The sequence below is a fragment of the Caballeronia sp. dw_19 genome, assembly GCF_018449515.1.
Lineage (GTDB): Bacteria > Pseudomonadota > Gammaproteobacteria > Burkholderiales > Burkholderiaceae > Caballeronia.
In genome coordinates, this window is the sequence record NZ_JAAVUQ010000029.1 from 45560 (window position 1) to 71663 (window position 26104).

Consider the following 26104-nt stretch of genomic DNA (forward strand, 5'->3'; position numbering starts at 1 on the left):
TGCACTAACCGGGAATTGTCAGGCTTTCGACAAGCAACTGAAAGCGTGAAAAGGCCCTGCCAGCACATGCTCGGTACTTCTGTGCCTGCATGCCCGATGGCACGCCGGCTCGATTCAGTTCGGTTCAGATCCTGATGGAGTCAAAGGATCTTTGTCTACATGGGTTTTTCTGAACAAGATGATTTAAACGGTGCTGGCATCGCCATGGTTGACGCGTTGCTTGACACAGTTTTTTGCGGTCCGCGGCGTAATCCGTTGAGAACCGCTGCGGGGATCCCAACCGGACGGATGGCGCCGAGACTGACCGACGCTACCTTGATGTCGCCGGAAGCCAGCAAGACGCCGTCCCGCCACGCTTCCTGGTGGAAATCCACCGACGCCCGGCCAATACGCTCGATCCGGCTCACTACATGAATGAGGTCATCAAGCCGCGCGGGCGCCGAGTATTCCAGCGCCGTGCGCTTGACGACGAACAATACGCCGTCCGACTCGGCCAGTACACGCTGGTCGATGCCGCACGCGCGCAGCCATTCAGTGCGCGCCCGTTCGAAAAACTTCAGGTAGTTCGCGTAGAAGACGATGCCGCCAGCATCGGTGTCTTCGTAATAGACCCGGAGCGGCCAATCGAAGGTCAAAAGGCCGTTCGCCTGCTGAGGCTCGCTGGTAGACATGTTCATCCGCGCATTTTACCGGAAGCCGCAAACCGTCCGTCGAATCGTGCTGCCGGCCGCTGCTTTCCGGCAACTATCGGCTGGATGCCTGGCGTAATCACTGGCCTGGATCAGCCGCGATACACGGTCAACGGCGAGAACGACTGCGCGACCGGCATCAACTCGATGGTGTTGATATTCACGTGCGCCGGACGCGTGGCGATCCAGTAAATGGAGTCGGCAATGTCCTCGGGGGTCAGCGGCTGCATGTCCTTATAGACATTCGAGGCCTTCGAGTCGTCACCTTTGAAGCGAACGTTCGAGAATTCGGTACCGCCGCACAGGCCCGGTTCTATGTCGGTTACGCGCAACGCCGTGCCGATCAGATCCGCGCGCAGGTTCAGGCTGAACTGGCGTACGAACGCCTTGGTCGCGCCATAAACGTTGCCGCCCGCGTAGGGATACGTGGCTGCGACCGAACTCAGATTGAATACGTGCCCGCGATTGCGTTCGACCATGCCAGGCAATAACGCGTGCGTGACCGTGACGAGCCCCTTGCAGTTGGTATCGATCATGTTGTTCCAGTCGTCGAGACTCGCGCGCTGTGCCGGTTCCAGGCCGAGCGCCAGGCCGGCATTGTTGACGAGCACGTCGATCTGCGAAAAAGCGTCCGGGAGCGCCGCGATAGCCGCTTTGATAGCTGATTCGTCGCGAACGTCGAGTTCGACGGGCAGCAGCGCGTCGCCGAGTTCTTGCGACAGCGCCAGCAGGCGGTCTTTACGGCGTGCGGTTGCAATCACGCGATGGCCGCCTTTTACAAACGTGCGGGCAATGGCTGCGCCGAAGCCGGCGGAAGCGCCAGTGACAAATACGATCATGTGCGGGTTCCGGTTGTAATGTTGCTTGTCAGGTTGCAGAAAGGGGTTCGCGGGGCGGCGCCCGGGCGCTCGCGGCAAAGCCGGACAGCGTACTTCCATTGCTGCGACGCGGCAAGTTGTCAGTTTTATGTCAGCGAATAATTCAATTCGACCGGACAAGACCCGCCAAGTAGCGCAAATTCTGCTCCCGCCCGGCAATTTTAGCTCCCGGTCGATGCTTGCACGCACAGGCCGGCGGTACTTTATGGCCTTGAAAGCACCTGTTTAAGCCGTTTTCCGGCAGTTGCCTATTCTCAGGCGGCCCATTAAACTAGGGCGCTCCAGCCCTGCGTAACTGGCGACAAGGATCTTCGGATCCAAGGTGGATTAACCCACCGGGAAGCGCAGGGTGTCGTTTTGCCGTTCGCCTGGGCAGCTGAGATCCGCACGCGCTCGTTGCGTTGCCGGTGGCTGTCCGTCTCGCGTAAACGGAGCTTCTCTCTTCCGCCTCGCTTGGGACCTATCGTGCTTCGCGCTCTTGTGGCGCAGTGCACATGTGCACGCGCGATCCGGTCAACTGGCACCCATTCAACGGAAAACGTATGTTTGATAAAGCCCAAAGTACTATCGCCCAAGTCGATCCGGAATTGTTTGCGGCGATCGAGCAGGAAAACCGCCGGCAGGAAGATCACATCGAGCTGATCGCGTCGGAAAACTACACGAGCCCGGCCGTCATGGCCGCCCAGGGCTCGCAACTCACGAATAAATACGCGGAAGGCTACCCGGGCAAGCGCTATTACGGCGGCTGCGAGTACGTCGATATTGTCGAGCAACTGGCGATCGACCGAGTGAAGCAGCTGTTTGGCGCTGAAGCTGCCAACGTGCAGCCGAATTCCGGCTCGCAAGCCAATCAGGGCGTGTTCTTCGCCATGCTTAAACCCGGCGACACCATCATGGGCATGAGCCTGGCCGAAGGCGGCCACCTCACGCACGGCTCGCCGGTGAACATGTCGGGCAAGTGGTTCAACGTGGTCAGCTACGGCCTGAACGAAGCCGAAGATATTGACTACGACAAGACCGAAGAGCTTGCTAAAGCGCACAAGCCGAAGCTGATCGTGGCGGGCGCGTCGGCGTTCGCACTGAAGATCGATTTCGAGCGGTTGTCGAAGATCGCCAAGAGCGTCGGCGCGTATTTCATGGTCGACATGGCGCATTACGCCGGCCTGATCGCGGCCGGTGTTTATCCGAACCCGGTGCCGTTCGCGGACTTCGTCACGACCACGACCCACAAGAGCCTGCGCGGCCCGCGCGGCGGCGTGATCCTGATGAAAGCCGAGTTCGAAAAGCAAATCAACTCGGCCATTTTCCCGGGCATTCAAGGTGGTCCGCTCATGCACGTGATCGCCGGTAAGGCTGTTGCGTTCAAGGAAGCGTTGTCGCCGGAATTCAAGGTTTATCAGCAACAGGTCGCGGACAACGCACGCGTGCTGGCTGAAACGCTGGTAAAGCGCGGCTTGCGGATTGTCTCGGGCCGTACTGAGAGCCACGTGATGCTGGTTGACCTGCGCGCCAAGCACATCACCGGCAAGGCAGCGGAAGCCGCACTCGGCAAGGCTCATATCACGGTGAACAAGAACGCGATTCCGAACGATCCGGAAAAGCCGTTCGTCACCAGCGGCGTGCGTCTCGGCTCGCCGGCCATGACCACGCGCGGTTTCGGCGTGGCTGAAGCCGAGCAGGTGGGCAACCTGATTGCCGACGTGCTGGATGCGCCGGAAGACGAAGGCAACCTCGAGCGTGTACGCGCGAAGGTCGCCGTGTTGACCAAGCAATTCCCGGTCTACGGCTAAGCCATGCGCTGCCCCTTCTGCCGGCACGAGGACACGCAAGTGGCGGATTCGCGCGTGTCGGAAGATGGGGCGGCGATTCGCCGGCGGCGGCGTTGCCCCGCCTGTGACAAGCGTTTCACCACCTATGAGCGCGTGGAACTCGCGTTGCCGTCGGTCGTCAAGAAGGATGGCAGCCGCACTGAGTTCGATCGCGCGAAGATTGTGGCGAGCATGCAACTGGCGCTGCGCAAGCGTCCGGTTGCGGCAGACGCCATTGACGCCGCCGTTGCACGGATCGAATACCAGTTGCTTGGCAGCGGTGAACGCGAAGTTCGCAGCGACCGTCTCGGCGAACTCGTGATGAACGAGCTGCGCCAGTTGGACACCATTGCCTACGTGCGTTTTGCATCGGTCTACAAACGCTTTGAGGACGTGTCCGAATTCGAAGACGTGCTCGAGGAATTCCGGCGCGCCGCGCCGCGCAAATCCAGTCCCCGCAAACGCTGAGCGTTTCTGCATTTCCTTTCCTTTCTCGCTTGAACCCGGTGATCGTTTCGATAGTATGTCGAAGCTTTCGCACGTCCGATACTCGACCGATCGGCTAATGGCGGACATCGAAAATTCTCTTTAGATTGAGCGTTGGCCCAGTTCAACCGATAAGGGATGCAGATGAATTTCCGATGTTTGTCAGGCTTCACGCTGGTCGAGCTCGCGGTCGTGCTTGCAGTGATCGCTGTCGTTGCCACGTTCGCTACGCCGTCCGTTGTCGTTTGGCATAAGCGCGATCAGATCGATGCACGGGCGCGCATGATGATGTCCACCCTCACGCTGGCGCGCTCGGAAGCAATCCGGCGCGGTGCACGCGTGACCTTGTGCCGGATCGATGCCGCACATGCGTGTCTTGCGGTGAGCAAGGCCTGCGACGGCGGCGTGACGGACTGGTCATGCGGATGGGCGCTATTCGCCGATCGAGGCGGCGCGCGCGTGCTGTTGCGAATGCAGCCGGCGGCGAGCGGCATTGCTATTGGCGGCACGGGGAGTGAGTTGTCGTTCACGCCGCCCTCGGGCCAGGTGATCGGCGGCTTTCGCAGCTTCGACTTCAGTGCGCGCGACAACGCGTTGGTGTCGCTTGGAGCGCGCGGTCGCCGCTGTATCCGGCTCGCGGCCGGCGGCCGGCCCCGGTTGACGCAAGGCGCGTGCGGAGCGGCGACATGAAACGCTCATTGCAGAGGCTTGGCCGGGGCGATTCACTGATCGAAGTCCTGATCGCGATGTCACTGACGGCTATTACGGCCCTCGGGATTATCGGCGCGCAAATGTGGCTGGCTCGCAACGAACGTTCGTTGACGGCTCGCGAGCTGGCCACATCGATTGCGGATTCTGTTGCAGAGGGAATACGCGGTGACTCCGATCGCGATCCGGTCGTGACGCAATGGCGCACGCGAGCCGCAGCGCTTTTGCCCGATGGCGATGTCGACGTGCTGGACCGTGCCGACGGCTTGCACATCGCGGTCGTGAAATGGCGAGCGCAGGCATCGAATGGCGGCGAAGCGATGTGTGCGGAGCCGGGCGTGGGCGCAGCGCTCGCCTGCGTGACCGTGGCCTTCGCACGATGAGCGCTTCCAGACATGTGCAGTGTGGCCATACGCTGCTCGAACTATCAATCTCGGTGGCGCTCGGCTTGCTGATCGTTCTCGCGACTATTTCGCTGTATCGGGGGCAGCGGTTTGCCTACGACCATGCAACGGAAACAACGCGCCTGCGCGACGCAGCAAGCACCGCCCTCGACCTGATTGGCCAGCAAGTGCAGATGGCGGGTTTCGTCCCGGCTGGCGCCGGCGAGGCAGACAAGAGCCCGCCGCTGTTCGGATGCTCTCCAGGCCGCCCGACCGGTAGCGACGCTGCGCCCGTATGCGAGACACTCGCGAGCCGTTCCGACGGCATAGTTGTCCGCTACGCCGCCGATACCATTTCGACGTGGCCGTCGTCGTCCGGCTCGCCGACAGACTGCCTTGGGCAGATATCGGCGGGCGAATGGATCGTCAACCGCTATTACGCGAAGGCGAGCTCGTCCACGGTCGAGCCCGAGCTGTATTGCGAAGGAAGCGGCAAGCCCGGTACCGGGCAGCCGCTGGTCGAGGGGATTGAACGGATCAAGTTCGGCTATTGGCTGAAAGATGCATCGTTCGCCGTTGACGCCGCGGCGATCTCGCGGGACCGCTGGCCGCTGGTCGTCGCCGTGGACCTGTGTGTGCTCGTGCGAGGAGACAGTCCGAGCGCGACGGCTCGCCCGCGTTATGCCGATTGTGATGGTGCCTCGGTCGTGTCCACGGATGGTCGAATCCGGCAAGTTTTCCGGCGCCGCATCGCGCTGCGCAATGTAACAAACACATCGGACAATCCAGGAGCGGCATCGTCATGAAAAAACGTATCCGCTTAGGTAGACGCTCGCGGGGTATTGCGTTGCCGGTCGTCCTGCTGATGTCATCGATGCTACTGGTCGCCGCCGCCGCATGGCTTGAGGCGGCGCTCGTCAGCGCGCGAACAACAACCAATCTGGGTGAGCGCGTGCAGGCGTTTCACAGTGCCGACAGCGCGTTGATCCGCTGCACCCGCATCGCGCTTGACGCTCTGTCCGAGCCGAAAAGTCTTACCGGTCCGCTTGCCGCTGAACCGAATAAATGGCGGCTGAAGGCTTCGTTCGAAGGTGCATCGGCGAGTGCTGTGATGCCGTTTGCATCGTGGCCATACGCGATACGACCGCCCCAATGCCTGATCGAAACGTGGCCGGCGCGGGCTAACGATCAAGCCGGCGCTGTTTTGATCACCGCACGCGGTTTCGGCCGGATGGCGGACAACGAGTCGTGGTTACAGCAGGAGATCGAGGTGGGTGAAAGCGGCGTCGTGCTGCACTGGCGACGCATTGTCGCAAAGCCGTTTCAACAGGGTTCGCCATGACCACGATAGACAAGGGCTTCACCCTGCTCGAACTGATGATCACGCTCGGCGTGGCGGCGATCATCGCGACATTCGCCATGCCGGTTTATCGGGAACAGGTGGCAAGAGGGCATCGGCTGGACGCGGTGACGGCGCTTTATCGCGCGGCTCAATACGTGGAGAGCGCACGAACGGTTTCGAGCAATGACGCGGCTGCCAAGCTGCCGCCTGGCTTCGATCAAGCGCCCGCGTTGGGCACGGCGGTGTACGTATTGCGTATGCTCGGCGAGTCGGAGCAGAACGGCGGGTATTCGATTGAAGCGCAGCCAGTCGACGCCGACGACGCGTGCGGCATCTATTCGCTGGACGCGACGGGCGTCAGGTCAAATCGGTCGGCGGAAAAACTCACGCCGCCCAAAGTGGCGGCGTGCTGGAGCGGAAAATGAGCGAATTGAAAGAACGAAACAAACACCAGGAACTATCCGCTTACGCGTCCGGATCGACGGCAACGTCGGGCGTCAACGGTTCATCCGGACTCGACTTGATCTGTTGCCACACCCTATACGCCTCCCAACCCAGCAAGCCCAGACCACCCCACTTGAGTATCGGTTTCGCGCTCGCGATCAGGCGGGAGCGTACGGGTTTCGTGAGCACCAGCGAAGCAAGAGAACTCACAACGGGATATTGCTTGAGCAGCAGGCCCAGGCCACCGCCGCCACCGAACAGGCCGGTCAGCCCGCCAAGCCGGCTCATGAACCCATTACCACCCGACGCCCGGCCGCGCTTGCGGCGCCCCGGCATCAGCAAACTAAGGACGCTGAAATGCGAGACCTTGTAACGCAGATCGGCGCTGGCCTGCGCGAGTTCCATGCGCTCGACGTCCGCCCGCGCGATCAGCAATTCCTTGCGCAACGCGCGCATGTGGGGCGTGCTCAGCTTGTGCGCGGTCGCTCGCTTCTGAGCTTTGAAGGTGTCGTCGAAGTGACTCATGGCGTGGCGGGCTCTTGGAAAGTCGTCGATGAATACTGTTTTGTCGTACTGCCCGGGCGTCGCCATGAGGTGAGCCCCTGGCGTGAATCAGTTGAACGTGTCCCGGTCCTTCTTGAACTCGGCGAGCGTGCTGTCGAAGACGTTAGGGGCATTGATCAGCCCGGCGCGCGCGCGAACCGCGCAAAATACCGCAAACAGCGCATACGCAACCGTGATTGCCGCGAGCGATTGCCACCGGTAAGTATCCCAGAACGCGATCGCGATCAGCACCGTGAGCGTAATGAGCGCCATCATGGTGAGCATCATGGCGGCAAGACCGAGGAAGAGCACGCCGATCAGCCGCTCCTTTTCCTCAGCGAACTCGATGCCAATCAGTTCCAGGCGCGTTTCGAAAATGGCGAACACGGAACTGACAATACGGCGCAACGGCCCTTGCGTATCGTGCTGAGATTGCCTTTCTGTCGTCATGGCTTGAGCGCGAGGAGCGCGTTATTTTTGGCGCGAAGGGTGTCCGGCCGGGTCGCGGAGCCGCGCCGGCCGGTCTATTAATCAGAACGACGCCGGTCAGAAAAACTCCGGCGGTCCCAGGCGGTCACGGTTTTCACCGGCCAGGTTAGCTCGGGATACGTAGCAAATGGCAAGCCGCATAACAAACTACGGCAAGACCACGGTCTAACCCGGCCTCCGGGATGGGTGAGGATTAGCGACGATTGATCAACAAACCGACGACGACGCCTAAACCAGCAGCAATCCCGATTGATGCCCACGGGCGTTCGTGAACGAAGTCGTCGGTTGCACGAGCGGCTTTTTTGCCTTTTTCGATCACCACGACTTGTGCGTCGGCAGCCTTCTCCTTCGCTTGCTTCAAGCGGGTCAGAGCGGTCTCGCGCAACTCGGATGCACGCTCGCCAGTGGCGCTTGCGGCCTGTTTCAACAGGTCTTCGGCGTCTGCGAGAACGGTTTTGATATCCGACATGAATCGCTCCTTATTGATTTCTGACATTGATGGCTCCACACAGATGAGGCTACCGCCAATCGTACCAAAGAAGCGGTCGCTAATTGGCGTCCATCCGGCCCCCAGATCAACGCTTGCAGTTTTTGTTCCTGCTGTCACAACGCTCGCCACGTGGGGCCCTCAGAAAAGGGTATCGCGCCAGCGCGTTAAGGCGGGCCATTCAACGCACAGGGTGCACAATCGCAATCGTGCATCGACCGGATGGCGCTTCAGCCTGCGAAACTTCCAGCCAAGGCCGAAAAATTACAAAAATGCATGACGATGTGACGGAATGTTCGTTCGTTGTGCAGGCCGAGTCCCTTATGCTTTAATTTTTATTGGGCCGGACGAAGTCGAACCGGAGCCCGGGCTGAAACCCGGACAAGACCCAGTAGCTGCTACCAACCCGCACCAGACCTGCACTGTGTGACGAATCACGCGGTGCATCACTTCGAGGAGACACATCATGAGCTTGCGTCTAGGCGACACGGCACCCGATTTCGAACAGGATTCCAGCGTTGGCCGTATCAAGTTTCACGAATGGCTAGGCGACAGCTGGGGCGTGCTGTTTTCACATCCGGCGGATTTCACGCCGGTCTGCACGACTGAACTCGGCCTGACCGCGAAGCTGGCGGGCGAGTTCGAGAAACGCAATGTGAAGGCCATTGCGTTGTCGGTCGATACCGTGGAGTCGCATAAGGAGTGGATCAAGGACATCAACGAGACGCAGGCGGCGAATGTCGGTTTTCCGATCCTGGCCGACGGCGACCGGAAGGTGTCCGAGTTGTACGACATGATTCATCCGAACGCGAATGCCACGTTGACGGTGCGCTCGCTTTTTGTCATCGATCCGAAGAAGAAGGTTCGCCTGACCATCACGTACCCGGCGAGCACGGGTCGAAACTTCGATGAAGTCCTGCGCGTGATCGATTCCCTGCAACTGACCGATAGCCATTCGGTCGCAACGCCAGGTAACTGGAAGCAGGGCGACGACGTGATCATCGTTCCGTCGCTGCAAGACCCGGAGGAGATCAAGCGCAAGTTCCCGAAGGGCTATAAGGCTGTGCGCCCGTATCTGCGCCTGACGCCTCAGCCGGACAAGTAAGCGCTTGCCGGAATCACCGGTGAAGTAAAAAACAAAAAGCCAACGCATCAAACACGTTGGCTTTTTGTTTTCCGGAGAACCAGGCAAGAACCTGACTCAGAAAAACGCCTGAATCCCCGTCTGGGCGCGTCCGAGGATCAGCGCGTGGATGTCGTGCGTGCCTTCGTACGTGTTCACCACTTCCAGATTCACCAAATGACGCGCCACGCCGAATTCGTCTGAAATACCGTTGCCGCCGAGCATGTCACGCGCCAGTCGCGCGATATCCAGCGCCTTGCCGCACGAATTGCGTTTCATGATCGACGTGATTTCAACGGCCGCCGTGCCTTCGTCCTTCATGCGGCCCAGCCGCAGGACGCCTTGCAGCCCGAGGGTGATTTCCGTCTGCATATCGGCGAGTTTCTTTTGAATCAACTGGTTAGCGGCAAGCGGACGGCCGAACTGCTTGCGATCCAGCGTGTATTGCCGTGCCATGTGCCAGCACGCTTCGGCCGCGCCGAGCGCACCCCACGCGATCCCGTAGCGCGCCGAATTCAAGCAGGTGAACGGGCCTTTGAGCCCGCTCACGTTCGGCATCAGGTTTTCTTCCGGCACGAAGACTTCGTCCATCACGATCTCGCCGGTAATCGATGCCCGCAAGCCGACCTTGCCATGAATGGCAGGCGCAGTCAGCCCTTTCCAGCCCTTTTCCAGGATGAAACCGCGAATCAGATCGCGGCCATCTTCTTCCAGCTTCGCCCAGACAACGAATACGTCGGCGATAGGCGAATTCGAAATCCACATCTTCTGGCCGGAGATCGAAAAGCCGCCGTCCACCTTTTTGGCGCGCGTCGTCATGCTGGCGGGATCGGAGCCGGCGTTTGGCTCGGTGAGCCCGAAACAGCCGATCCACTCGCCGGTCGCCAGCTTCGGCAGATACTTTTGCTTCTGCGCTTCCGTGCCGAATGCGTTGATCGGCACCATGACGAGCGACGATTGCACCGACATCATCGACCGATAACCCGAATCCACGCGTTCCACTTCGCGAGCGATCAGGCCATAGCTGACGTAGTTGAGACCGGGACCGCCGTACTGCTCCGGAATGGTCGGGCCGAGCAGGCCGAGTTCGCCCATCTCACGGAAGATCGCCACGTCCGTGTGTTCGTTACGGAACGCGTCGAGCACACGCGGTTGCAGCTTGTCCTGCGCGTAAGCGTACGCAGCGTCGCGGATCATGCGTTCTTCGTCGCTGAGTTGCTGATCGAGCAGCAACGGATCTTCCCAACTAAAACGGGCGTCATCGGCCATGTCGTTTCTCCTGTTTCCTCTATTCCTGATTTTCGGACTTGACTGATGTTCCGCTAAGCGGAACAATGTTTTGCAAATCAACGCACGAGTCTAGCATCCGATGCCAATAACTTCCATCCGGAATTCCGTGTCGTCGAAGCCGTCTGAGTCCTCTGATTCGTCAGAAGGAATCGATGAACGCAAGTTTGTCGTCGCGCTTGCCCGCGGCCTGGACATGCTGCGGGCGTTTCGTCCAGGCGAGACCTTGCTGGGCAATCGTGATTTCGTCGATAGAACCGGCCTGCCCAAAGCCACCGTCAACCGCCTTGCATATACGCTGACCACGCTCGGTTACCTGCGTTTTGACGAACCTGCCGGCAAATATGCGCTCGACACGGGCGTGCTGTCGCTGGGGTTTGCGTTGCTGGCAGGGGCCGACGCGCTCGAACTCGCGCGCCCGCACATGCGGGTGCTCGCGCGGGAAATTGGCGCGGCGGTGTCGTTGGGATGCCGTGACGGGCTCGACATGATCTATCTGGAAACCATTCGCAGCGAGACCGCGCTGACGCTTGGCCTGGCCCCCGGCTCACGGCTGTCCATGCTGACCAGCTCGATGGGTCGTGCCTATCTGGCGGTGCAGGAGCCGGATCAGCGGGAGACTTTGCTCGAAGAACTCGGCGCGGCGGCGGTGAACAATGGCGAAGACGGCGAGCGGCTGGTGAAGGCGGCGCGGGAGGCTATCGACGATTACGCGCGCGATGGCTGTTGTTATTCGTTTCGCGACTGGCACGCCGACGTCAACGCGATCGCCGCACCTTTACGCGATATCCGCAACGGGCGATGGCTGGTGCTGAGCAGCAGCGGGCCGGCATCGTCGATGGACGAGGCGTATTTCCGCACTGTTGTTGCGCCCAAGCTACGGACGCTGGCCGCGCGACTGGCGTGAAGTCATGCTGATCAAGCCCGAATGGCGCCCGTCGATAGCCAAATAAGGTCGAAATAGGTCAAAACGTGATTTAGAAATAACATCCCAAAAATACGGCTCTTAGAACATAATTCGATGAAACAGCCGCAGGGAGACTAAAAAATGACCGGGTTCTCACTGGACGCAACGGATTGCCGTATTTTGTCGGTGCTGCAAGAAGATGGTCGCATCAGCAACCTTGATCTGGCTGAGCGGATTTCGCTTTCGCCGTCAGCGTGTCTGCGCCGTATGCGGCTGCTTGAGGAAGAAGGGGTAATAGCGAGCTATCGCGCGTGTCTGGACCGGGAACGGCTCGGCGTGGAGCTGGAGGCGTTCGTCCATGTTTCCATGCGCAACGACCAGGAAAACTGGCACGAGAAATTCGCGGCCGCCGTGCGGGAATGGCCGGAAGTGGTGGGCGCGTTTGTCGTGACCGGCGACACCCATTACGTGCTGCGCGTGCTTGCACACAATCTCAAGCACTACTCGGACTTCATCCTGAGCAAGCTTTACAAGGCGCCGGGAGTGATCGATATCCGCTCGAACATCGTGCTTCAGACCATGAAGGACGAAGCGGGCGTGCCGGTCGCCTTGATCGACAGAACCGGCACCGTGACTTAACCCAAGCTCGTGACAAGGTGGACAAGCCCGGTCACAGCCCTCCAAGCGTATGAAACTGCCCCGCCTGAAATACCAGCGGGGCTATCTCCGCTGCATTCTCGTGTACGCCGCATCGCTCCACCTGACCCACGAAGATCACGTGATCGCCTTCCTGATAACGGCTGCGGTTGTGGCATTCGAACCACGCAAGCGCACCGTCGAGGACCGGCATGCCGGTGTCGCCGGCGGCGTGTGACACGCCGGCAAAACGGTCGCCCTTGACCGTCGCAAAGCGTTTGCAAAGATCGACTTGCGTCGCGGCGAGCACGTTGACTACGTAGTGACTATTGGCCTGAAATACGGGCATCGATGCAGATTTGGTCGCGAGGCTCCACAACACAAGCGGCGGATCGAGTGAAACAGAGTTGAACGAACTGGCGGTAATGCCGATCAACTGGCCGGACGCGGCGCGCGTGGTGATGACGGTGACGCCGGTCGCAAACTGGCTGAGCGCATCGCGGAAAGCGGTAGCGTCGAAATTCGGTGGATTGGCGCGTTTCATCGGGATGGGTTCAGGTTCGACGGTATCGGCGAAATCCAGGCGGCGAACAATACCTAAACAATAAGCCGGATGAAGTTTTCGAAGTCATCGGAGGATTGGCGATTGTTACGATTCTATCGGAATCAGCCTGTTCGCCACGATGCTAAAGGCCGTACAGGCAACGCGGACACCCGAAAACCAGTAAGCTGGCAGGGTTGATTCACAAGCTTCCGCACGCATTGGGTAGTGCTCGCGGAACACGAACCAGGAGCCAGCATGACGCAACATGACGAGCAGGCAAAGCGCGAAATCGCCACCATTGGCGGCGGGTGCTTTTGGTGTACCGAAGCGGTTTTTCTAGGCGTTGAAGGCGTGCTGTCGGTGGAATCGGGTTATGCCGGTGGCAAGGTGAAGGACCCAACGTACGAGCAGGTCTGCGACGGCACGACCGGTCACGCCGAAGTCATCAAGGTGGAATTCGATCCGGCGGTGATTGGGTATCGCAACGTGCTGGAGATTTTCTTTGCGACTCACGATCCGACGCAGCTTAACCGGCAAGGCAATGACGTTGGCACGCAGTACCGGTCGTCCATCTTCACGCACTCCGACGAACAACGGAAGATCGCGCTGGAAGTGATCGACGAATTGCAGAAAGAAGGAATCTTCGACGGCAAGATCGTCACTGAAGTCACGCCGCTGAACGGCAATTATTTTCCGGCCGAGGACTATCACCAGAACTACTTCGAGCAGCATCCGAATCAAGGATATTGCGCGTTCGTGGTCGCGCCGAAGGTGGCGAAGTTCAGGCAGAAGTTCGCGCATCGGCTGAAACGCTGAGTGTTTGAAGGGTAATTGATCGGGACGGGCTTCGCGAAATCGAAGCCCGTTTTTTATGCCGGCGGCTTATTTCGGCGGCAAGGCTGCCGCCATGTTCAGCGCGATCTTGAAACACGTCAGCGGCGCCGAACCCTCCGCCTTGTTGTTCACCGCGATCACCACCGGCTGCCCTGCGAGCGCGTAGCGCAGCGCGAGTTCGGCGAGCGCTTCGTGCGTGTCCGGATCTTCATCGACGAGTTTATCGAACGGTTCGTACTTCGCTTTCGCCTGCTCGTACTTAAAGCCGCCGTGCAGACTCCAGCGCACGATCAACGGCCCAAGTCCGCCTTCGTCCAATAGCGCGAGCGCCTTCGCCTGGCGCCGGGGATCGGGCATGCGCGCATGAATGCCGACGCAATAACGCACCTTCGCGTCACGCAGCACACGGATAAACCGCGGCGTCAGCATGATGGCGTCACGCAATTCCACCGCGTAGCAACTTTCGCCGGGCAATGGCGGCAACGCGTTGAGAAACGCCGACAAGCGCTCAAGGAACGCGGTTGGATCGACGATCAGCGCATCCGGCAACGGCGGAATCTGGAACACGAGCGCGCCGGCTTTTTCACCCAGGCCGGCGATACACGGCTGCACGAATTCATCGATGGCGATGCGCGCGTTCAGGAAGGCGGGGTTATCGCCGGCGGGGGCGCCTTTGTCGCCGCGGACCGTGGCATCGGTGACGGAAGCCGGCGCTTTCACAATGAAGCGGAAATGGGCCGGCACCTGGTTCGCGTAGCGCGCATAGTCCGCCACCGATAACGGACCGTAGAACGAACGGTCTATCGATACGCAGCGCAGCAACGGATGCGCGCCGAGCGCGTTAAGGCCATCGCGGGAAAGCTTCGCGGACGAATATTCGTCGCCATAGACAATGTCACGCCAGCCGGGAAACGACCACGTCGAGGTGCCGATATGAACGGTGCCGGGAAGGCGTTGGGCGAGCGCGTGATGCTCGTGCGCGGCGAGCACGGGCAAGACGCCGCCGCGTGATTTTGTTTTTGTTTTTGTGTCCGACGGAGTTGCCGGAGCAGGTTTGCCATCCGCCGTTTGCGGTTGTTCCAGCGCCCCGAACAGATCGACTTGGGGCGTGGATTTCGCGTGCGACTCTGAACCCGCATCCGGTTCATCACCGGATGCGGGTTCGTGGGAAGCGCCAGGATCAGGCGTGGAACTCAGAGCGGTTTGTCGTAGATATACCGGCGCGACCACGGCAGCGTTTTCGCGCTGCGCCCGGCCTTGCGGCACACGATCTGATAAATCGAAACATCGTCGTTTTCAAACGCGTACGCACAGCCTGCAAGATACACGCGCCAGATGCGGAATTTTTCATCGTCGACAAGCGTCTTTGCCTTCTCCGCGTTCGCCTCGAAATTTTCCGCCCAGATGTCGAGCGTGCGCGCGTAGTGGCGGCGCAGGCTTTCCACGTCGACCGCTTCCAGACCGCCTTCCTGCAGCGCTTCGAGCGCAAAGCCGATGTGCGGCAACTCGCCGTCCGGGAACACATACCGGTCGATGAACTCGCCGCCGCCAAGCGCCGTCTCGCCGCTGTCGAAGTCGGTCGACGTAATGCCGTGGTTCATGGCAATGCCGTCGTCCACCAGCAGTTCGCGCACCTTGGCGAAGTAAGCGGGCAGGTTCTTGCGGCCGACGTGCTCGAACATCCCGACGCTCGTGATCCGGTCGAACTGGCCTTGCACGTCGCGATAATCCTGCAGGCGGATTTCGATCTGGCCTTCCAGCCCGGCGTCTTTCACGCGCTTCGTGGCGAGATCGAACTGGTTCTGCGAGAGCGTGACGCCCACGCATTTCGCCCCGAATTTCTGGGCGGCGCGCAAGACGAGCGCACCCCAGCCGCAGCCGATGTCGAGCAGACGCTGGCCCGGTTGCAACTGGATCTTCGTGAGAATGTGGTCGATCTTCTTGATCTGCGCGGTCGCGAGGTCTTCATCGCCGTTCTCGAAATACGCGCACGAGTAGACCATGTTCTTGTCGAGCCACAGCGCGTAGAACTCGTTCGACACATCGTAGTGGTACTGAATGGCTTTCTTGTCCGACGCCTTCGTATGATTGAAGTAGCGCCGCACGCGCGCCAGCTTGCTCGCGCTCGTGACCGTGTTCTTGGCCAGCCCGTAGCCAATATTGATGATGTCCGATAGCTTGCCTTCAATGTCGATCTTGCCCTTCACATAGGCTTCACCGAGGTTGTCCAGACTCGGTTCGAGCAGATACGGAAGGGCGGTCGCGCTCTTCACATGCAGCGTGACTTGCGGCGCCGCGAAACTTCCGAAGTCATGTTGCTGTCCATCCCACAGTACCAGCCGGGCGGGCAGGTTCGCCCGGTCCCGAATGTCCTGCACCCACTGCGTCAGCTTTTTCTCCCAAAACATGCTCGTTCTCCGCGCTCAGATGAAAATGAAGCCAAACCGGGTCGATTGCACTGCACGTTTTCCACATTGTTCGCGATGCCTTATCGCTTGCTTTTCTCCCTTGCCCTTCACCGCCCGGACACGCCGCAACGAGACGCGTTTTAACGTGGGTCCAGTCAATGCGGGTCCACGAGGAACCCGGCGAAGGTCGAAGTCTTGCTAAGGCTAAGGCGACAGGCGGACGATTTGCCATTGCTGGCCGTTACCACCAGGCGTGTGTGCAGCACGTTTATAGACGACACGGTCATGCAACCGTGACGGACGGCCCTGCCAGAATTCGATGGTGTCGGGAACGAGCCGGTAGCCGCCCCAATGTGGCGGACGCGGCGGGTTGTCACCGTATTTCGCAATCAATTCGCGCTCGCGGGCTTCAAGCACCGCGCGGCTTTCGATCACTTCACTCTGCTCCGACGCCCACGCGCCTATTCGCGATCCAAGCGGGCGCGATGCGAAATACGCATCGCTATCTTCCGGACTTGTCTTGACGACGGAGCCCTCGATACGCACCTGGCGCTCGAGTTCGATCCAGTAAAACAGCAGGCTCGCGGCGGGATTGCTCGCGAGTTCATGACCCTTGCGGCTGAGGTAGTTCGTGAAGAACACGAAGCCGCGGTCATCGACGCCCTTGATCAGCACGATGCGTGCCGAAGGGCGGCCGCGCTCGTCGACAGTCGCGAGCGTCATGGTATTGGGTTCGGGTAATTGTGCGTCGAGCGCCTGCGCAAACCACGTTTCGAATTGTCGAATCGGGTTGGGATCCACGTCGGATGTTTCCAGCGATCCGATGGAATAATTCTTTCTAAGATCAGCGAGGGTCGTCATTTTTTATGCAAACGCTTCAATCGCATTAGTATAGCCAAGGTATTCAAATTCTGCGCTTTACCGCCAATGTCCCTTTGATCTTCCGTGATTTAGATCATGATCCCGGGCGACAAAATTTGACTCAATTCGGCAATTATTTTCATTTTGCTTTCAAAAACTGACCGGTGATTTCTTACGGCCAATCTTCGATAAGGCAGAATACGCAATTCAGCGAATTCTTGCTGATCTCTGGTTCTATCGTTGCGATAGCGCGTCACCGCGAACCGGTGCTGCCAGGCGCTGCCTTGACGCCTCCTTGCCTTGTTTTTGCTTGTTCTGCTTACCTGCCGCCGACCTCACCATGACCGCTTTTGCTGCCTCTGCCGATGCTTTAAATTTTACCTCCGCCGCGCCGGAGTTTGAAGCGGCGGACCGTGCCCGGCGCTTCGGTGGCGTGGCGCGTTTGTACGGTCCGGCCGGGCTCGCGGCGTTCGAACGCGCGCATGTGGCGGTGATCGGGATTGGCGGCGTGGGCTCGTGGACGGTCGAAGCGCTGGCGCGCAATGCGATCGGGCGCCTGACGCTGATCGATCTCGACAACGTGGCCGAAAGCAATACGAACCGCCAGGTCCACGCGCTGGATGGCAACTACGGCAAGGCCAAGGTCAGCGCGATGGCCGAGCGCATTCACCTGATCGATCCGTCGTGCCGCGTGGAGCAGGTCGAAGATTTCATCGAGCCTGCCAACTTCGATTCGGTGCTGGGCGGCGGTTTCGATTTCGTGGTCGATGCCATTGACAGCGTGCGTACGAAAACGGCGCTAATTGCGTGGTGCGTCGAGCATGGACAGCCGTTGATCACCGTCGGCGGGGCGGGTGGTCAGCTCGATCCGACGCGGATTCGTATCGACGATCTGGCGCTCACGATCCAGGACCCGCTGCTCTCGAAAGTGCGCGGGCAACTGCGCAAATTGCACGGCTTTCCGCGTGGACCAAAAGCGAAGTTCAAGGTGAGCGCAGTCTATTCCGACGAGCCGCTGATCTATCCGGAAGCACCTGCTCGCGACGCCAGCGACGCGGCCGGATCAGAAGAAACGGCAGCCGCTGCGGCGGGACCCGTCGGACTGAATTGCGCGGGGTTTGGATCGAGTGTCTGCGTGACAGCCAGTTTTGGATTTGCCGCCGCCGCCTATGTCTTGCGGGAAATCGCGAAGCGAGCTTAAACGCCGCGTGAGTCAGAAAATGCCCTTCTTGCAAATATCGATTTAAACGATTTGAAAGGTTTTGCCTCCGGGCATTTAATGCGTCAGTTTGCGTCAGTTAATTGCCGCGCTCAATTTGCGGCGCCATTGCGAAACCACCTCCGGCTGATGTGCCGCCAGGCCGAACACCGACAGCATGGTTTTGCGGCCCACGTCGTCCATGAACTTGCGGTCGCGCGTCACGATCGCGAACAAATGCTCCAGCGCACCGTTGTAGTCGCGGCCTGCAATCAGCCGGTTGGCCAATGCGAAACGGGCTTCCAGATCGTCTGGATTGGCGTTCACGGCGTCGATCAGCGCGTCGGCGGGCGGAAGGCTCTCGGCGGCATCGGCGGCGTCCAGTTCGGTCTTTAGCGCGTTGTAGCGGGCGTCGATTCCCTGCGTCGTTTTCGGCGACAACAGCTTTTCTTCATCGCGTGCTTCGTCGGTGCGGCCGGCGGCTAGCAGCCACTCGATCAGGTCCAGCCGCGCGTCGTCGTAACCGGGATCAAGTGCCAGCGTCGCCTTGATATGGTCAATGGCGAGGTCGGTGTCACCGGCCTCGTAGGCCGCATGCGCGGCACGCCGCTCGGCTTCAGCACCGTCCGGAACCAGTTTGTCGATGAATTCGCGCAACTGGCCTTCCGGCAACACGCCGATGAACTGGTCGACGGCATGGCCGTCCGCGAACGCGACCACGTGCGGAATGCTGCGCACCTGGAAGTGCTGCGCCAGCTCCGGATTTTCATCGACGTTCACCTTTACCAGCTTCCACTTGCCCGCGCCTTCCGCTTCCAGCCGCTCGAGCATCGGGCCGAGCGTCTTGCATGGACCGCACCACGGCGCCCAGAAATCGACGAGCACCGGCGCAAGCGTGGACGCGGCGATTACGTCCTGTTCGAACGTGGCGAGTGTTGTATCCATTGTGTTCCTCCAGAAACGCGTGAGCGATGAACAGTTATCTTGGGGCAAGCCGGCCGAGTTCAACCGGGTGCATGCCTGATTCAGCGGCGGCCCGGACCTCAAGCCTCAGGCGGATTGGCGCGCTGGCGCGGCGGCGGCAACGGGATAAACTCCGTTTCGCCGGGGACCTGTCCCATCCGCTGTTCGCTCCACGCGAGTTTTGCGGCCTCGATTTTTTCCCTCGAACTCGAGACGAAATTCCATTCGATGAAGCGCGGGCCGTCCAGCGGCGCGCCGCCGAGCAGCATGGCGATCGCGCCGTTCGTGCTGCGCAGATCGGCAGAATACCCCGTCTTCAGGACCGCCATCTGGCCAGCGGGCAGCACGTCTCCATCAATGGAAAGATCGCCTTCCACCAGATAGACACCGCGTTCGTCATGTTCAGTATCGAGCGTCACGGCGCTGTTCGCCGAAAATTGCGCCGCGACATACAGGGTGGGCGAGAACGTGGTGGTCGGCGCTGTTTCACCAAAGGCGCTGCCTGCAATCACCCGCAACTTCACGCCGTTGCGTTCGACTTGTGGCAGCGTCGCGGCCGGATGATGCTCGAACGACGGCGCGCACTCCTCGTCCGCCACGGGCAACGCGACCCATGTCTGGATGCCGTGCATGTCCTGACCGGCGGCGCGTTCCTCGTCCGGCGTGCGTTCCGAATGCACGATGCCGCCGCCGGCCGTCATCCAGTTCACGTCACCGGGCGAGATCTTCTGGACTGAGCCGACGCTGTCGCGATGCATGATCGCTCCCTCGAAGAGATACGTGACCGTCGCGAGGCCTATGTGCGGATGGGGGCGCACGTCCAGCCCTACCCCAGGCACGAGCGTTGCAGGGCCGATATGGTCGAAGAAAATGAACGGTCCGATGGTGCGGGCAGCCAGTGCAGGCAGTACCCGACGCACCATGAGACCACCGACGTCGTGCTGATGCGGCGTGAGAAACGCTTGGATTGTGGAAGACATAAGGACGTCCGGATTGCGTACTCGGAAATGCAATTCTACTGGGCGTCGTGTGGGAGCACGCAAGCGGTATCCGGGCGATAAGCCATTCGGCCGATCGTTCAAACCGGAGCAGCGGGTCGCTGACGAGCTTGGTGACCGTGAGAACCAGCGAACTGTGCAACTTCCGATGGACCGTTTTGATAGCCCTTTTGATAGTCCGTTTCGATGGACCTTTCCGCCTGGCCTAGACAGGAGTTTAACAATGACCAAGAACACGCTTTTGATCACCGTTGCTGCCGGACTATTCGCCACTGCAGGCGCCTACGCCCAGACGTCGAACGGCAATTCGTCGAACGCGGCGTCCATGCCCACCGCATCGCCGATGCAAGGCGCCGACATGTCCGACGGTGCATCGGCGCCGATGAAAAAGCAGCACAAGATGCGCAAGCCCGCGAACAAGCAGTCGTCGACCGGCCAGTCGGCTAACCCGAGCAGGACGCCTGCCGTCGAGACGGGCGCCAGTGCCGCGACGGAGAATGGTCAAGGCAAGTAGGTTGGGGCGCCGCGGGCGTTTCAGGAGGTAACGTTTAAAAGAAAAAGCGCTTGCGCCCTAACCGGCGCAAGCGCTTTTTCTTTGAGACGTGTGATGCGGGATTGCCTTGTCCGAATGGGCTATGGCGTGAGTTTGTACAACGTATTTGCAAAATCGTCCGCTACAGTGTCGAATTGCGTTCGATCTGAATTCGGGGCTTCCGGGCTCCGGTCTGATCCTGAGAGCAGCTTCGAATAAAACTCACGGAGACGGCGATGTCGCCCAAGGATTTGTTGTCCGCGCTGATTGTCATTCTCGCCTGGGGCGTGAACTTCGTCGTGATCAAGGTGGGCTTGCACGGTGTTCCGCCGATGCTGCTTGGCGCGTTGCGCTTCACGCTGGTCGCGTTCCCGGCCGTGTTTTTCGTCAAGCGCCCGGCCATTCCGTTTCGCTGGTTGTTCGCTTATGGCGCGACCATCTCGTTTGGGCAATTCGTACTGCTTTTCTACGCAATGTCCGTTGGCATGCCCGCCGGCCTTGCGTCGCTGGTGTTGCAGGCGCAAGCGTTTTTCACGCTGATCTTCGCGGCCATGATTCTGGGCGAAGGCTTTCGTGGGCCGAACGTCGCAGGTTTGCTGATCGCGGCATGCGGGCTGGCTGTGATCGGCGTTCAGGCCGGGCATGCCATGACCGTTGCCGGTTTCATGCTCACGCTCGCAGCAGCGTCCATGTGGGGCATGGGCAATGTCATCACGAAGCGCATGGGCAAGGTCGACCTGTTGTCGCTCGTGGTTTGGGCGAGCCTGGTGCCGCCGCTGCCGTTTCTCGCGCTCTCGCTGATGGTGGAGGGGCCGGCTCGCATTTCGGCCAGTCTGTCGGGCATATCCCTCACGTCGGTCCTGGCGATCGTTTATCTCGCGTTTATTGCGACGATGCTCGGTTATACGTTGTGGGGAAAGCTGCTGGCGCGTTATCCGGCAAGTCAGGTCGCGCCGTTTTCGTTGCTCGTGCCCATTGTCGGGCTGGCTTCGGCGGCATTGCTGCTGGATGAAGGGCTAAGCCCGATGCAATTCGCGGGAGCCGTGCTGGTGATGGCCGGATTGATGGTGAACGTGTTCGGCGGATGGTTGAGAGAGCGGTTTTTATCGGCGGCGCGTTAGAAGGCCGGCGCGGTTCGCTCGCGCCGGGCTTGATCCGCCTGTGGCCGAGCGCGAGCGAATCGGGCTCAACCGCGCTCAATCCGGCCCTTTACGTCATCCGGCTCTTTGCGAGTGGTGGGTTGGCCGCAAAATACCGCTTGATGCCCTTCATGATCGCGTTAGCCATCTTGTCGCGATAAGCGTCGTCGTTCAGACGCTGCTCCTCTTCGGGGTTACTGATAAACGCGGTTTCCACCAGGATCGACGGGATATCCGGTGCTTTTAACACCGCAAAACCGGCTTGTTCCACCGATCCCTTGTGCAGCTTGTTGATATCGCCAATCTCGTTCAGCACGAAATTGCCATAGCGCATTGAGTCGCGAATCTGCGCGGTCGTCGACATGTCGAATAACGCCCGGTTGACGCTCGCGTCCTGCGTCGTCACATTGATGCCGCCAATGGAGTCCGACGAGTTTTCCTTGTTCGCCATCCAGCGGGCAGCCGCGCTCGAAGCGCCATGATCGGAGAGTGCGAATACCGACGAACCGCGCGCCGAGGGCGTGGTGAACGCATCGGCGTGAATGGAAACGAACAGGTCCGCGCCCACTCGACGCGCCTTCTGCACACGCACGTTGAGCGGCACGAAGAAGTCGGCGTCGCGCGTCATCATGGCTCGCATGTTCGGCTGCGCATCGATCTTGGCGCGCAGCTTTTTCGCGACATCGAGGGCAATGTGCTTCTCGTACGTTCCGCCGCTGCCGATCGCCCCCGGATCTTCGCCGCCATGGCCCGGGTCGATCGCAACCGTGAGCAGGCGCGTTGTCCCGGACTTGTTGCTCTTCGGGTTGGCGAAGCCGTAATCGTCGCTGGTATCGCTGTCGGACGAGTCGTCCTGGTTCGCCAAAGCTGTAGGCGGCGCGGACTTGACCGTGGGCCGGGGCTTCGGAATCGCTGCAATAGGCGGAATCGGTATTGATGGAGAAGACGACACAGGTGCGCGCGGCAGATCGGACTGCGCGTACTTCTGAAAAAACTCGTCCGTGTTGTCCGGCGCGTTCGCTTTCGGCGGCGTGGCGGGGCCGCTCAGCGTGGCCGGCGGCGGCGCCGGATTAGGGTTGGTCTGATCGAAGGTTTGTTGCTTGTGCTCGGACTGGGCGAGCAAATCCATCAACGGATCGGGGGCAACGGCCGGATACAAATCGAAGACCAGCCGATACTTGTAGCTGCCGATCGGCGTCAGCGTGAACACCTGCGGTTTCACTGACCCCTTCAGGTCGAACACCATCCGTACCACATGAGGTTGATATTGCCCGATACGCACCGACTGGATCTGCGGGTCGTTCGGCGTGATCTTCGAGACGAGATCCTTCAGTTCCTGATCGAGGTCGAGCCCATTCAGGTCGACCACGAGCCGGTCCGGACCCTGCAGCAGTTGCTGGGTGTTTTGCAGCGGCTGATCGGACTCGATCGTGACCCGGGTGTAATCGCGGGCCGGCCACACGCGCACGCCGAGCACCGAGCTCGCGTACGCGAGCTTCGGTCCGAGCAGCGCGAGCGCGATAGTCGAAGCGCCCGCGCGCAGCACCTGGCGCCGCCGCCAGTTGTGCGAGGCCGTGGCGGTCGATTCGATCGAATGAAACGGCTTGATCAACAGCTTTCGAGACATGACTTTCCTGTTTCGCTAAACGCGCGCGCTATCAGCACGCGGCCTTCGCCTTCCTGTTCCAGCGTGAATTCGAGGTCCGGCACACCCAGCAAACCGCCCGCGCGCTGCGGCCATTCGACCAGGCAGATCGCGCCTGCATCGAAGTATTCGCGAAAGCCGGCGTCGGCCCATTCGGCTGGATCGGCAAAACGATAAAGATCGAAGTGATAGAGCTCGAGCGGACCCGTTTCCGTAGCAAGCGAGTAGGGTTCGACGAGCGTGTAAGTGGGACTGCGCACGCGGCCCGCGTGACCGAGGGCGCGCAGCGTCGCGCGCACCAGCGTGGTCTTGCCCGCGCCCAGGTCACCGATCAACTGGACCTGCAAACCCGGAAAACGTTCGTTCGAAGTGTTCGAAGTGTTCGAACGCGCCAGACGAGCGGCGAGAATCGCTTTCGCGAAGCGGCCACCGAAGGCGAGTGTCGCGTCTTCGTCGGGCAGGTCGAAGCGGCGTTCGAGCAGCGCGGCGGGAGGGTTTGCAAACGATCGAGTGAGGCTGTCGGGCATTCTCGTAAAATGTCGTGATGAACCGTTTGCCGGAACACCCTGTGGAACGCGAGAGCGCGTCAGACGACGCCGTCGCGGACACGCGCCACTTCAGACTTGACGACGAAGCCGCGCTGGCGGAACTCGCGCTACGCATCAAGGCGTGGGGGCGCGAGCTGGGGTTCGGTGCAGTCGGCGTCAGCGACGCCGACTTGACGGAAGCCGAGGAAGGCCTGGCCTCATGGCTCGAAGCAGGCTATCACGGCGAGATGGATTATATGGCCAAACATGCGATGAAACGCGCAAGGCCAGCCGAGCTTGTGGCCGGCACGCGACGTGTTATTACAGTTCGAATGGCCTACCTGCCTGCATCGACGCTCGACGGCAAGGCGCGCGAAAGTACTGCGACAGCGGACGGTCAGGCAATCGACTGGCGCGCGGCCGAATGGGCGCGAATAGACGATCCTGCGGCTGCGGTCGTGTCGGTCTATGCTCGTGGCCGCGATTATCACAAGGTCATGCGCAGCCGCTTGCAGCAGTTGGCCGATCGCATAGAAGCCGAGATTGGCGCGTACGGGTATCGCGTATTTACGGATTCCGCGCCCGTTCTGGAGGTCGAGCTGGCGCAAAAGGCGGGTAACGGCTGGCGCGGAAAACATACGCTGCTGTTGGAAAGTGATGCCGGGTCGCTGTTTTTTATCGGCGAGATTCTGGTGGATATTCCGCTGCCCGCCGACGCTTTGACCAACCCCGATCAAGCGCCCGAACACGACGGCGCGCACTGCGGAAGCTGTACACGGTGCATCGATGCCTGCCCGACCGGCGCGATCGTTGCGCCGTATCGCGTGGATGCGCGCCGTTGCATTTCGTACCTGACCATTGAGTTGAAGGGCAGCATTCCCGAAGAGATGCGACCGCTGATCGGCAATCGGGTTTATGGTTGCGACGATTGCCAGCTCGTCTGTCCGTGGAACAAGTTCGCGCAGGCCGCACCGGTCGCTGATTTCGATGTACGTCACGGGCTCGATCGCGCGTCGCTCGTGATGCTGTTCGGCTGGAGCGCCCATGATTTCGATGAACGCATGCAGGGCAGCGCGATTCGCCGCATCGGACATGAGCGATGGTTGCGTAATATTGCGGTAGCGATGGGCAACGCGTTACGCTCGCCGGCATTGGGCGCCGATGAGCGCTCGGCAATACGAAATGCACTGAACGCCCGCGCCACGGATGATTCAGAGTTGGTGCGCGAACACGTCGAATGGGCGCTGCGCCAGGAAGCATGACCTCAAGCATGACCTCACGCTTACAGGAAAAACCAATGGAAGTGACCGAGGCAGAACGCGCGCCGGAACTCGCGTCGAGCAGCGCATCGATCGATCTTTTTTGCGACGCGCTCTGGCTCGAACATGGTCTCGCCAAGAACTCGCTCGAAGCGTACCGGCGGGATTTGCGCTTGTTCTCCGAGTGGTTATCGAAGACGCGCGGCGGCACTGTGGACACAGCCACCGAAGCCGACATGAACGGCTATCTCGCCGCCCGCCGCGCGGACAAGGCAACGTCTGCCAACCGCCGATTGTCGGTTTTTCGACGCTACTACGCGTGGGCATTGCGAGAGCATCGCGCGCCCGCCGATCCCACCCTGAAGCTGCGTTCGGCCAAACAGGCCCCGCGCTTTCCCAAGACCTTGAACGAAGCCCAGGTCGAGGCGTTGCTGAACGCGCCCGATGTGGAAACCGCGCTTGGGCTTCGCGACCGGACCATGCTTGAGCTGATGTACGCGAGCGGCCTGCGCGTAACCGAACTCGTGACGTTGAAAACGGTGGAGGTGGGTTTGAACGAAGGCGTGGTGCGCGTGATGGGCAAGGGGTCGAAGGAGCGCCTTATCCCGTTCGGGGCGGTCGCGCACGACTGGATCGAGCGTTATTTGCGCGAATCGCGGCCGGCGTTGCTTGGCGCGCGCGCCGCCGATGCGCTGTTCGTCACCACGCGCGGCGAAGGCATGACGCGCCAGCAATTCTGGAACATCATCAAGCGCCACGCGCTCACCGCCGACGTGCGCGCGCCGCTCTCACCGCACACCTTGCGGCATGCGTTCGCCACGCACTTGCTGAATCACGGCGCCGATTTGCGCGTGGTTCAAATGCTGCTCGGCCATACCGATATCTCCACCACGCAGATCTACACCCACGTCGCGCGTGAGCGGCTGAAGACGCTGCATCACGACCACCATCCGCGTGGCTGAGGGTCCGAGCGGGTCCAAGCAGGT

Annotated in this window: 30 protein-coding genes and 1 riboswitch; of the genes, 16 read left to right on the top strand and 14 right to left on the bottom strand. The window is 60.5% G+C overall.

All coding sequences use genetic code 11. The features are described from left to right. Positions 1 to 155 precede the first annotated feature (155 nt). Together ybgC and ydfG are read right to left on the bottom strand one after the other, a co-directional pair. Positions 156 to 671, bottom strand: a complete 516-nt coding sequence (gene ybgC, locus HB376_RS29505; RefSeq protein ID WP_255631631.1) for a tol-pal system-associated acyl-CoA thioesterase — start codon at positions 669 to 671, stop codon at positions 156 to 158. A 110-nt stretch (positions 672 to 781) separates the two neighbouring features. Beyond that, entirely contained in the window at positions 782 to 1528 is a 747-nt protein-coding gene (ydfG, locus tag HB376_RS29510; RefSeq protein ID WP_213767219.1) for a bifunctional NADP-dependent 3-hydroxy acid dehydrogenase/3-hydroxypropionate dehydrogenase YdfG, read from the bottom strand. Positions 1529 to 1848: 320 nt separating this feature from the next. Then, a riboswitch (ZMP/ZTP riboswitch) is annotated at positions 1849 to 1948 on the top strand. A 161-nt stretch (positions 1949 to 2109) separates the two neighbouring features. Between ydfG and glyA the strand changes: the two genes are divergently transcribed. From glyA to HB376_RS29545, 7 genes are all read left to right on the top strand, one after another. After that, entirely contained in the window at positions 2110 to 3357 is a 1248-nt protein-coding gene (gene glyA, locus HB376_RS29515) for a serine hydroxymethyltransferase (RefSeq protein ID WP_213767220.1), read from the top strand. Between the two features lie 3 nt (positions 3358 to 3360). Next, positions 3361 to 3843, top strand: coding sequence for a transcriptional regulator NrdR (nrdR, locus tag HB376_RS29520; RefSeq protein WP_047845188.1), 483 nt, complete (start codon positions 3361 to 3363; stop codon positions 3841 to 3843). 162 nt (positions 3844 to 4005) lie between these two features. Then, positions 4006 to 4551, top strand: a complete 546-nt coding sequence (locus tag HB376_RS29525) for a GspH/FimT family protein (RefSeq protein ID WP_255631632.1) — start codon at positions 4006 to 4008, stop codon at positions 4549 to 4551. Further along, positions 4548 to 4952 (top strand): prepilin-type cleavage/methylation domain-containing protein, encoded by a 405-nt coding sequence (locus HB376_RS29530; RefSeq protein ID WP_213767222.1) that lies wholly within the window; start codon positions 4548 to 4550, stop codon positions 4950 to 4952. Before HB376_RS29525 ends, HB376_RS29530 begins: the two co-directional genes overlap by 4 nt. Beyond that, entirely contained in the window at positions 4949 to 5758 is an 810-nt protein-coding gene (locus HB376_RS29535; RefSeq protein WP_213767223.1) for a PilW family protein, read from the top strand. The genes HB376_RS29530 and HB376_RS29535 overlap by 4 nt, the downstream gene beginning before the upstream one ends. Then, positions 5755 to 6294: a hypothetical protein gene (locus HB376_RS29540; protein WP_213767224.1), complete on the top strand. Its 540-nt coding sequence runs from the start codon at positions 5755 to 5757 to the stop codon at positions 6292 to 6294. Before HB376_RS29535 ends, HB376_RS29540 begins: the two co-directional genes overlap by 4 nt. Beyond that, positions 6291 to 6719, top strand: a complete 429-nt coding sequence (locus tag HB376_RS29545; protein WP_213767225.1) for a type IV pilin protein — start codon at positions 6291 to 6293, stop codon at positions 6717 to 6719. The genes HB376_RS29540 and HB376_RS29545 overlap by 4 nt, the downstream gene beginning before the upstream one ends. Before the next feature lie 40 nt (positions 6720 to 6759). Here HB376_RS29545 and HB376_RS29550 read toward each other — a convergent pair whose 3' ends face one another. From HB376_RS29550 to HB376_RS29560, 3 genes are all read right to left on the bottom strand, one after another. Continuing rightward, positions 6760 to 7263 carry a DUF3318 domain-containing protein gene (locus tag HB376_RS29550; protein WP_213767271.1) on the bottom strand — a complete coding sequence of 168 codons (504 nt, stop codon included), beginning with the start codon at positions 7261 to 7263 and terminating at the stop codon, positions 6760 to 6762. Between the two features lie 87 nt (positions 7264 to 7350). Beyond that, entirely contained in the window at positions 7351 to 7731 is a 381-nt protein-coding gene (locus HB376_RS29555; RefSeq protein WP_213767226.1) for a phage holin family protein, read from the bottom strand. 232 nt (positions 7732 to 7963) lie between these two features. Then, positions 7964 to 8266 (bottom strand): DUF883 family protein, encoded by a 303-nt coding sequence (locus HB376_RS29560; RefSeq protein ID WP_047845181.1) that lies wholly within the window; start codon positions 8264 to 8266, stop codon positions 7964 to 7966. Positions 8267 to 8723: 457 nt separating this feature from the next. On the opposite strand from HB376_RS29560, the gene HB376_RS29565 reads away from it, so the two are divergent. Continuing rightward, complete coding sequence (locus HB376_RS29565; RefSeq protein ID WP_213767227.1) at positions 8724 to 9362, top strand: peroxiredoxin; 639 nt, start codon at positions 8724 to 8726, stop codon at positions 9360 to 9362. A gap of 96 nt (positions 9363 to 9458) precedes the next feature. Here HB376_RS29565 and HB376_RS29570 read toward each other — a convergent pair whose 3' ends face one another. Beyond that, complete coding sequence (locus HB376_RS29570) at positions 9459 to 10649, bottom strand: acyl-CoA dehydrogenase (protein ID WP_213767228.1); 1191 nt, start codon at positions 10647 to 10649, stop codon at positions 9459 to 9461. A 100-nt stretch (positions 10650 to 10749) separates the two neighbouring features. On the opposite strand from HB376_RS29570, the gene HB376_RS29575 reads away from it, so the two are divergent. Further along, positions 10750 to 11574: an IclR family transcriptional regulator gene (locus HB376_RS29575; RefSeq protein WP_213767229.1), complete on the top strand. Its 825-nt coding sequence runs from the start codon at positions 10750 to 10752 to the stop codon at positions 11572 to 11574. Between the two features lie 141 nt (positions 11575 to 11715). Next, entirely contained in the window at positions 11716 to 12213 is a 498-nt protein-coding gene (locus tag HB376_RS29580) for an Lrp/AsnC family transcriptional regulator (RefSeq protein WP_213767230.1), read from the top strand. Between the two features lie 31 nt (positions 12214 to 12244). Here the strand turns inward: HB376_RS29580 and HB376_RS29585 are convergent, their stop codons facing one another. Beyond that, positions 12245 to 12754, bottom strand: a complete 510-nt coding sequence (locus HB376_RS29585; protein ID WP_213767231.1) for a flavin reductase family protein — start codon at positions 12752 to 12754, stop codon at positions 12245 to 12247. Between the two features lie 255 nt (positions 12755 to 13009). Here HB376_RS29585 and msrA point away from each other — a divergent pair, with 255 nt between their 5' ends. Then, complete coding sequence (gene msrA, locus HB376_RS29590; RefSeq protein ID WP_213767232.1) at positions 13010 to 13570, top strand: peptide-methionine (S)-S-oxide reductase MsrA; 561 nt, start codon at positions 13010 to 13012, stop codon at positions 13568 to 13570. Between the two features lie 66 nt (positions 13571 to 13636). Here the strand turns inward: msrA and HB376_RS29595 are convergent, their stop codons facing one another. The 3 genes from HB376_RS29595 to pdxH all read right to left on the bottom strand — a co-directional run bounded on the left by HB376_RS29595 (position 13637) and on the right by pdxH (position 16857). Further along, the gene (locus HB376_RS29595) at positions 13637 to 14854 is read right to left on the bottom strand and encodes a DUF72 domain-containing protein (RefSeq protein ID WP_346730606.1); all 1218 of its coding nucleotides are present in this window, start codon (positions 14852 to 14854) and stop codon (positions 13637 to 13639) included. Then, positions 14782 to 15996, bottom strand: coding sequence for a cyclopropane-fatty-acyl-phospholipid synthase family protein (locus HB376_RS29600; protein ID WP_213767233.1), 1215 nt, complete (start codon positions 15994 to 15996; stop codon positions 14782 to 14784). Before HB376_RS29600 ends, HB376_RS29595 begins: the two co-directional genes overlap by 73 nt. Before the next feature lie 204 nt (positions 15997 to 16200). Continuing rightward, on the bottom strand, positions 16201 to 16857 hold the full coding sequence (pdxH, locus tag HB376_RS29605) for a pyridoxamine 5'-phosphate oxidase (protein WP_213767234.1): 657 nt from the start codon (positions 16855 to 16857) through the stop codon (positions 16201 to 16203). A 340-nt stretch (positions 16858 to 17197) separates the two neighbouring features. Between pdxH and HB376_RS29610 the strand changes: the two genes are divergently transcribed. Beyond that, positions 17198 to 18058 carry a tRNA threonylcarbamoyladenosine dehydratase gene (locus tag HB376_RS29610; RefSeq protein WP_213767235.1) on the top strand — a complete coding sequence of 287 codons (861 nt, stop codon included), beginning with the start codon at positions 17198 to 17200 and terminating at the stop codon, positions 18056 to 18058. Positions 18059 to 18151: 93 nt separating this feature from the next. Here HB376_RS29610 and trxA read toward each other — a convergent pair whose 3' ends face one another. Together trxA and HB376_RS29620 are read right to left on the bottom strand one after the other, a co-directional pair. Further along, positions 18152 to 19000 (bottom strand): thioredoxin, encoded by an 849-nt coding sequence (gene trxA, locus HB376_RS29615; protein ID WP_213767236.1) that lies wholly within the window; start codon positions 18998 to 19000, stop codon positions 18152 to 18154. A 98-nt stretch (positions 19001 to 19098) separates the two neighbouring features. Further along, positions 19099 to 19998 (bottom strand): pirin family protein, encoded by a 900-nt coding sequence (locus tag HB376_RS29620; protein ID WP_213767237.1) that lies wholly within the window; start codon positions 19996 to 19998, stop codon positions 19099 to 19101. A gap of 241 nt (positions 19999 to 20239) precedes the next feature. Between HB376_RS29620 and HB376_RS29625 the strand changes: the two genes are divergently transcribed. Both HB376_RS29625 and HB376_RS29630 read left to right on the top strand, forming a co-directional pair. After that, the gene (locus tag HB376_RS29625; protein ID WP_213767238.1) at positions 20240 to 20530 is read left to right on the top strand and encodes a hypothetical protein; all 291 of its coding nucleotides are present in this window, start codon (positions 20240 to 20242) and stop codon (positions 20528 to 20530) included. 254 nt (positions 20531 to 20784) lie between these two features. After that, positions 20785 to 21669: an EamA family transporter gene (locus HB376_RS29630; RefSeq protein WP_213767239.1), complete on the top strand. Its 885-nt coding sequence runs from the start codon at positions 20785 to 20787 to the stop codon at positions 21667 to 21669. Positions 21670 to 21757: 88 nt separating this feature from the next. On the opposite strand, the gene HB376_RS29635 is transcribed toward HB376_RS29630, so the two are convergent. Then, complete coding sequence (locus tag HB376_RS29635) at positions 21758 to 23314, bottom strand: N-acetylmuramoyl-L-alanine amidase (protein WP_213767240.1); 1557 nt, start codon at positions 23312 to 23314, stop codon at positions 21758 to 21760. Next, complete coding sequence (tsaE, locus tag HB376_RS29640) at positions 23296 to 23859, bottom strand: tRNA (adenosine(37)-N6)-threonylcarbamoyltransferase complex ATPase subunit type 1 TsaE (RefSeq protein ID WP_213767241.1); 564 nt, start codon at positions 23857 to 23859, stop codon at positions 23296 to 23298. The genes HB376_RS29635 and tsaE overlap by 19 nt, the downstream gene beginning before the upstream one ends. A 17-nt stretch (positions 23860 to 23876) precedes the next feature. On the opposite strand from tsaE, the gene queG reads away from it, so the two are divergent. Together queG and xerD are read left to right on the top strand one after the other, a co-directional pair. Continuing rightward, positions 23877 to 25121, top strand: coding sequence for a tRNA epoxyqueuosine(34) reductase QueG (queG, locus tag HB376_RS29645; RefSeq protein WP_213767242.1), 1245 nt, complete (start codon positions 23877 to 23879; stop codon positions 25119 to 25121). A gap of 35 nt (positions 25122 to 25156) precedes the next feature. Continuing rightward, the gene (xerD, locus tag HB376_RS29650) at positions 25157 to 26080 is read left to right on the top strand and encodes a site-specific tyrosine recombinase XerD (protein ID WP_213767243.1); all 924 of its coding nucleotides are present in this window, start codon (positions 25157 to 25159) and stop codon (positions 26078 to 26080) included. Positions 26081 to 26104: the final 24 nt, after the last annotated feature.

Coding starts and splice junctions, on each gene's coding strand:
- ybgC (WP_255631631.1), bottom strand. CDS start 671: ATGTCTACCAGCGAGCCTCAGCAGGCGAACGGCCTTTTGACCTTCGAT.
- ydfG (WP_213767219.1), bottom strand. CDS start 1,528: ATGATCGTATTTGTCACTGGCGCTTCCGCCGGCTTCGGCGCAGCCATT.
- glyA (WP_213767220.1), top strand. CDS start 2,110: ATGTTTGATAAAGCCCAAAGTACTATCGCCCAAGTCGATCCGGAATTG.
- nrdR (WP_047845188.1), top strand. CDS start 3,361: ATGCGCTGCCCCTTCTGCCGGCACGAGGACACGCAAGTGGCGGATTCG.
- HB376_RS29525 (WP_255631632.1), top strand. CDS start 4,006: ATGAATTTCCGATGTTTGTCAGGCTTCACGCTGGTCGAGCTCGCGGTC.
- HB376_RS29530 (WP_213767222.1), top strand. CDS start 4,548: ATGAAACGCTCATTGCAGAGGCTTGGCCGGGGCGATTCACTGATCGAA.
- HB376_RS29535 (WP_213767223.1), top strand. CDS start 4,949: ATGAGCGCTTCCAGACATGTGCAGTGTGGCCATACGCTGCTCGAACTA.
- HB376_RS29540 (WP_213767224.1), top strand. CDS start 5,755: ATGAAAAAACGTATCCGCTTAGGTAGACGCTCGCGGGGTATTGCGTTG.
- HB376_RS29545 (WP_213767225.1), top strand. CDS start 6,291: ATGACCACGATAGACAAGGGCTTCACCCTGCTCGAACTGATGATCACG.
- HB376_RS29550 (WP_213767271.1), bottom strand. CDS start 7,263: ATGAGTCACTTCGACGACACCTTCAAAGCTCAGAAGCGAGCGACCGCG.
- HB376_RS29555 (WP_213767226.1), bottom strand. CDS start 7,731: ATGACGACAGAAAGGCAATCTCAGCACGATACGCAAGGGCCGTTGCGC.
- HB376_RS29560 (WP_047845181.1), bottom strand. CDS start 8,266: ATGTCAGAAATCAATAAGGAGCGATTCATGTCGGATATCAAAACCGTT.
- HB376_RS29565 (WP_213767227.1), top strand. CDS start 8,724: ATGAGCTTGCGTCTAGGCGACACGGCACCCGATTTCGAACAGGATTCC.
- HB376_RS29570 (WP_213767228.1), bottom strand. CDS start 10,649: ATGGCCGATGACGCCCGTTTTAGTTGGGAAGATCCGTTGCTGCTCGAT.
- HB376_RS29575 (WP_213767229.1), top strand. CDS start 10,750: ATGCCAATAACTTCCATCCGGAATTCCGTGTCGTCGAAGCCGTCTGAG.
- HB376_RS29580 (WP_213767230.1), top strand. CDS start 11,716: ATGACCGGGTTCTCACTGGACGCAACGGATTGCCGTATTTTGTCGGTG.
- HB376_RS29585 (WP_213767231.1), bottom strand. CDS start 12,754: ATGAAACGCGCCAATCCACCGAATTTCGACGCTACCGCTTTCCGCGAT.
- msrA (WP_213767232.1), top strand. CDS start 13,010: ATGACGCAACATGACGAGCAGGCAAAGCGCGAAATCGCCACCATTGGC.
- HB376_RS29600 (WP_213767233.1), bottom strand. CDS start 15,996: ATGTTTTGGGAGAAAAAGCTGACGCAGTGGGTGCAGGACATTCGGGAC.
- pdxH (WP_213767234.1), bottom strand. CDS start 16,857: ATGACGACCCTCGCTGATCTTAGAAAGAATTATTCCATCGGATCGCTG.
- HB376_RS29610 (WP_213767235.1), top strand. CDS start 17,198: ATGACCGCTTTTGCTGCCTCTGCCGATGCTTTAAATTTTACCTCCGCC.
- trxA (WP_213767236.1), bottom strand. CDS start 19,000: ATGGATACAACACTCGCCACGTTCGAACAGGACGTAATCGCCGCGTCC.
- HB376_RS29620 (WP_213767237.1), bottom strand. CDS start 19,998: ATGTCTTCCACAATCCAAGCGTTTCTCACGCCGCATCAGCACGACGTC.
- HB376_RS29625 (WP_213767238.1), top strand. CDS start 20,240: ATGACCAAGAACACGCTTTTGATCACCGTTGCTGCCGGACTATTCGCC.
- HB376_RS29630 (WP_213767239.1), top strand. CDS start 20,785: ATGTCGCCCAAGGATTTGTTGTCCGCGCTGATTGTCATTCTCGCCTGG.
- HB376_RS29635 (WP_213767240.1), bottom strand. CDS start 23,314: ATGTCTCGAAAGCTGTTGATCAAGCCGTTTCATTCGATCGAATCGACC.
- tsaE (WP_213767241.1), bottom strand. CDS start 23,859: ATGCCCGACAGCCTCACTCGATCGTTTGCAAACCCTCCCGCCGCGCTG.
- queG (WP_213767242.1), top strand. CDS start 23,877: ATGAACCGTTTGCCGGAACACCCTGTGGAACGCGAGAGCGCGTCAGAC.
- xerD (WP_213767243.1), top strand. CDS start 25,157: ATGGAAGTGACCGAGGCAGAACGCGCGCCGGAACTCGCGTCGAGCAGC.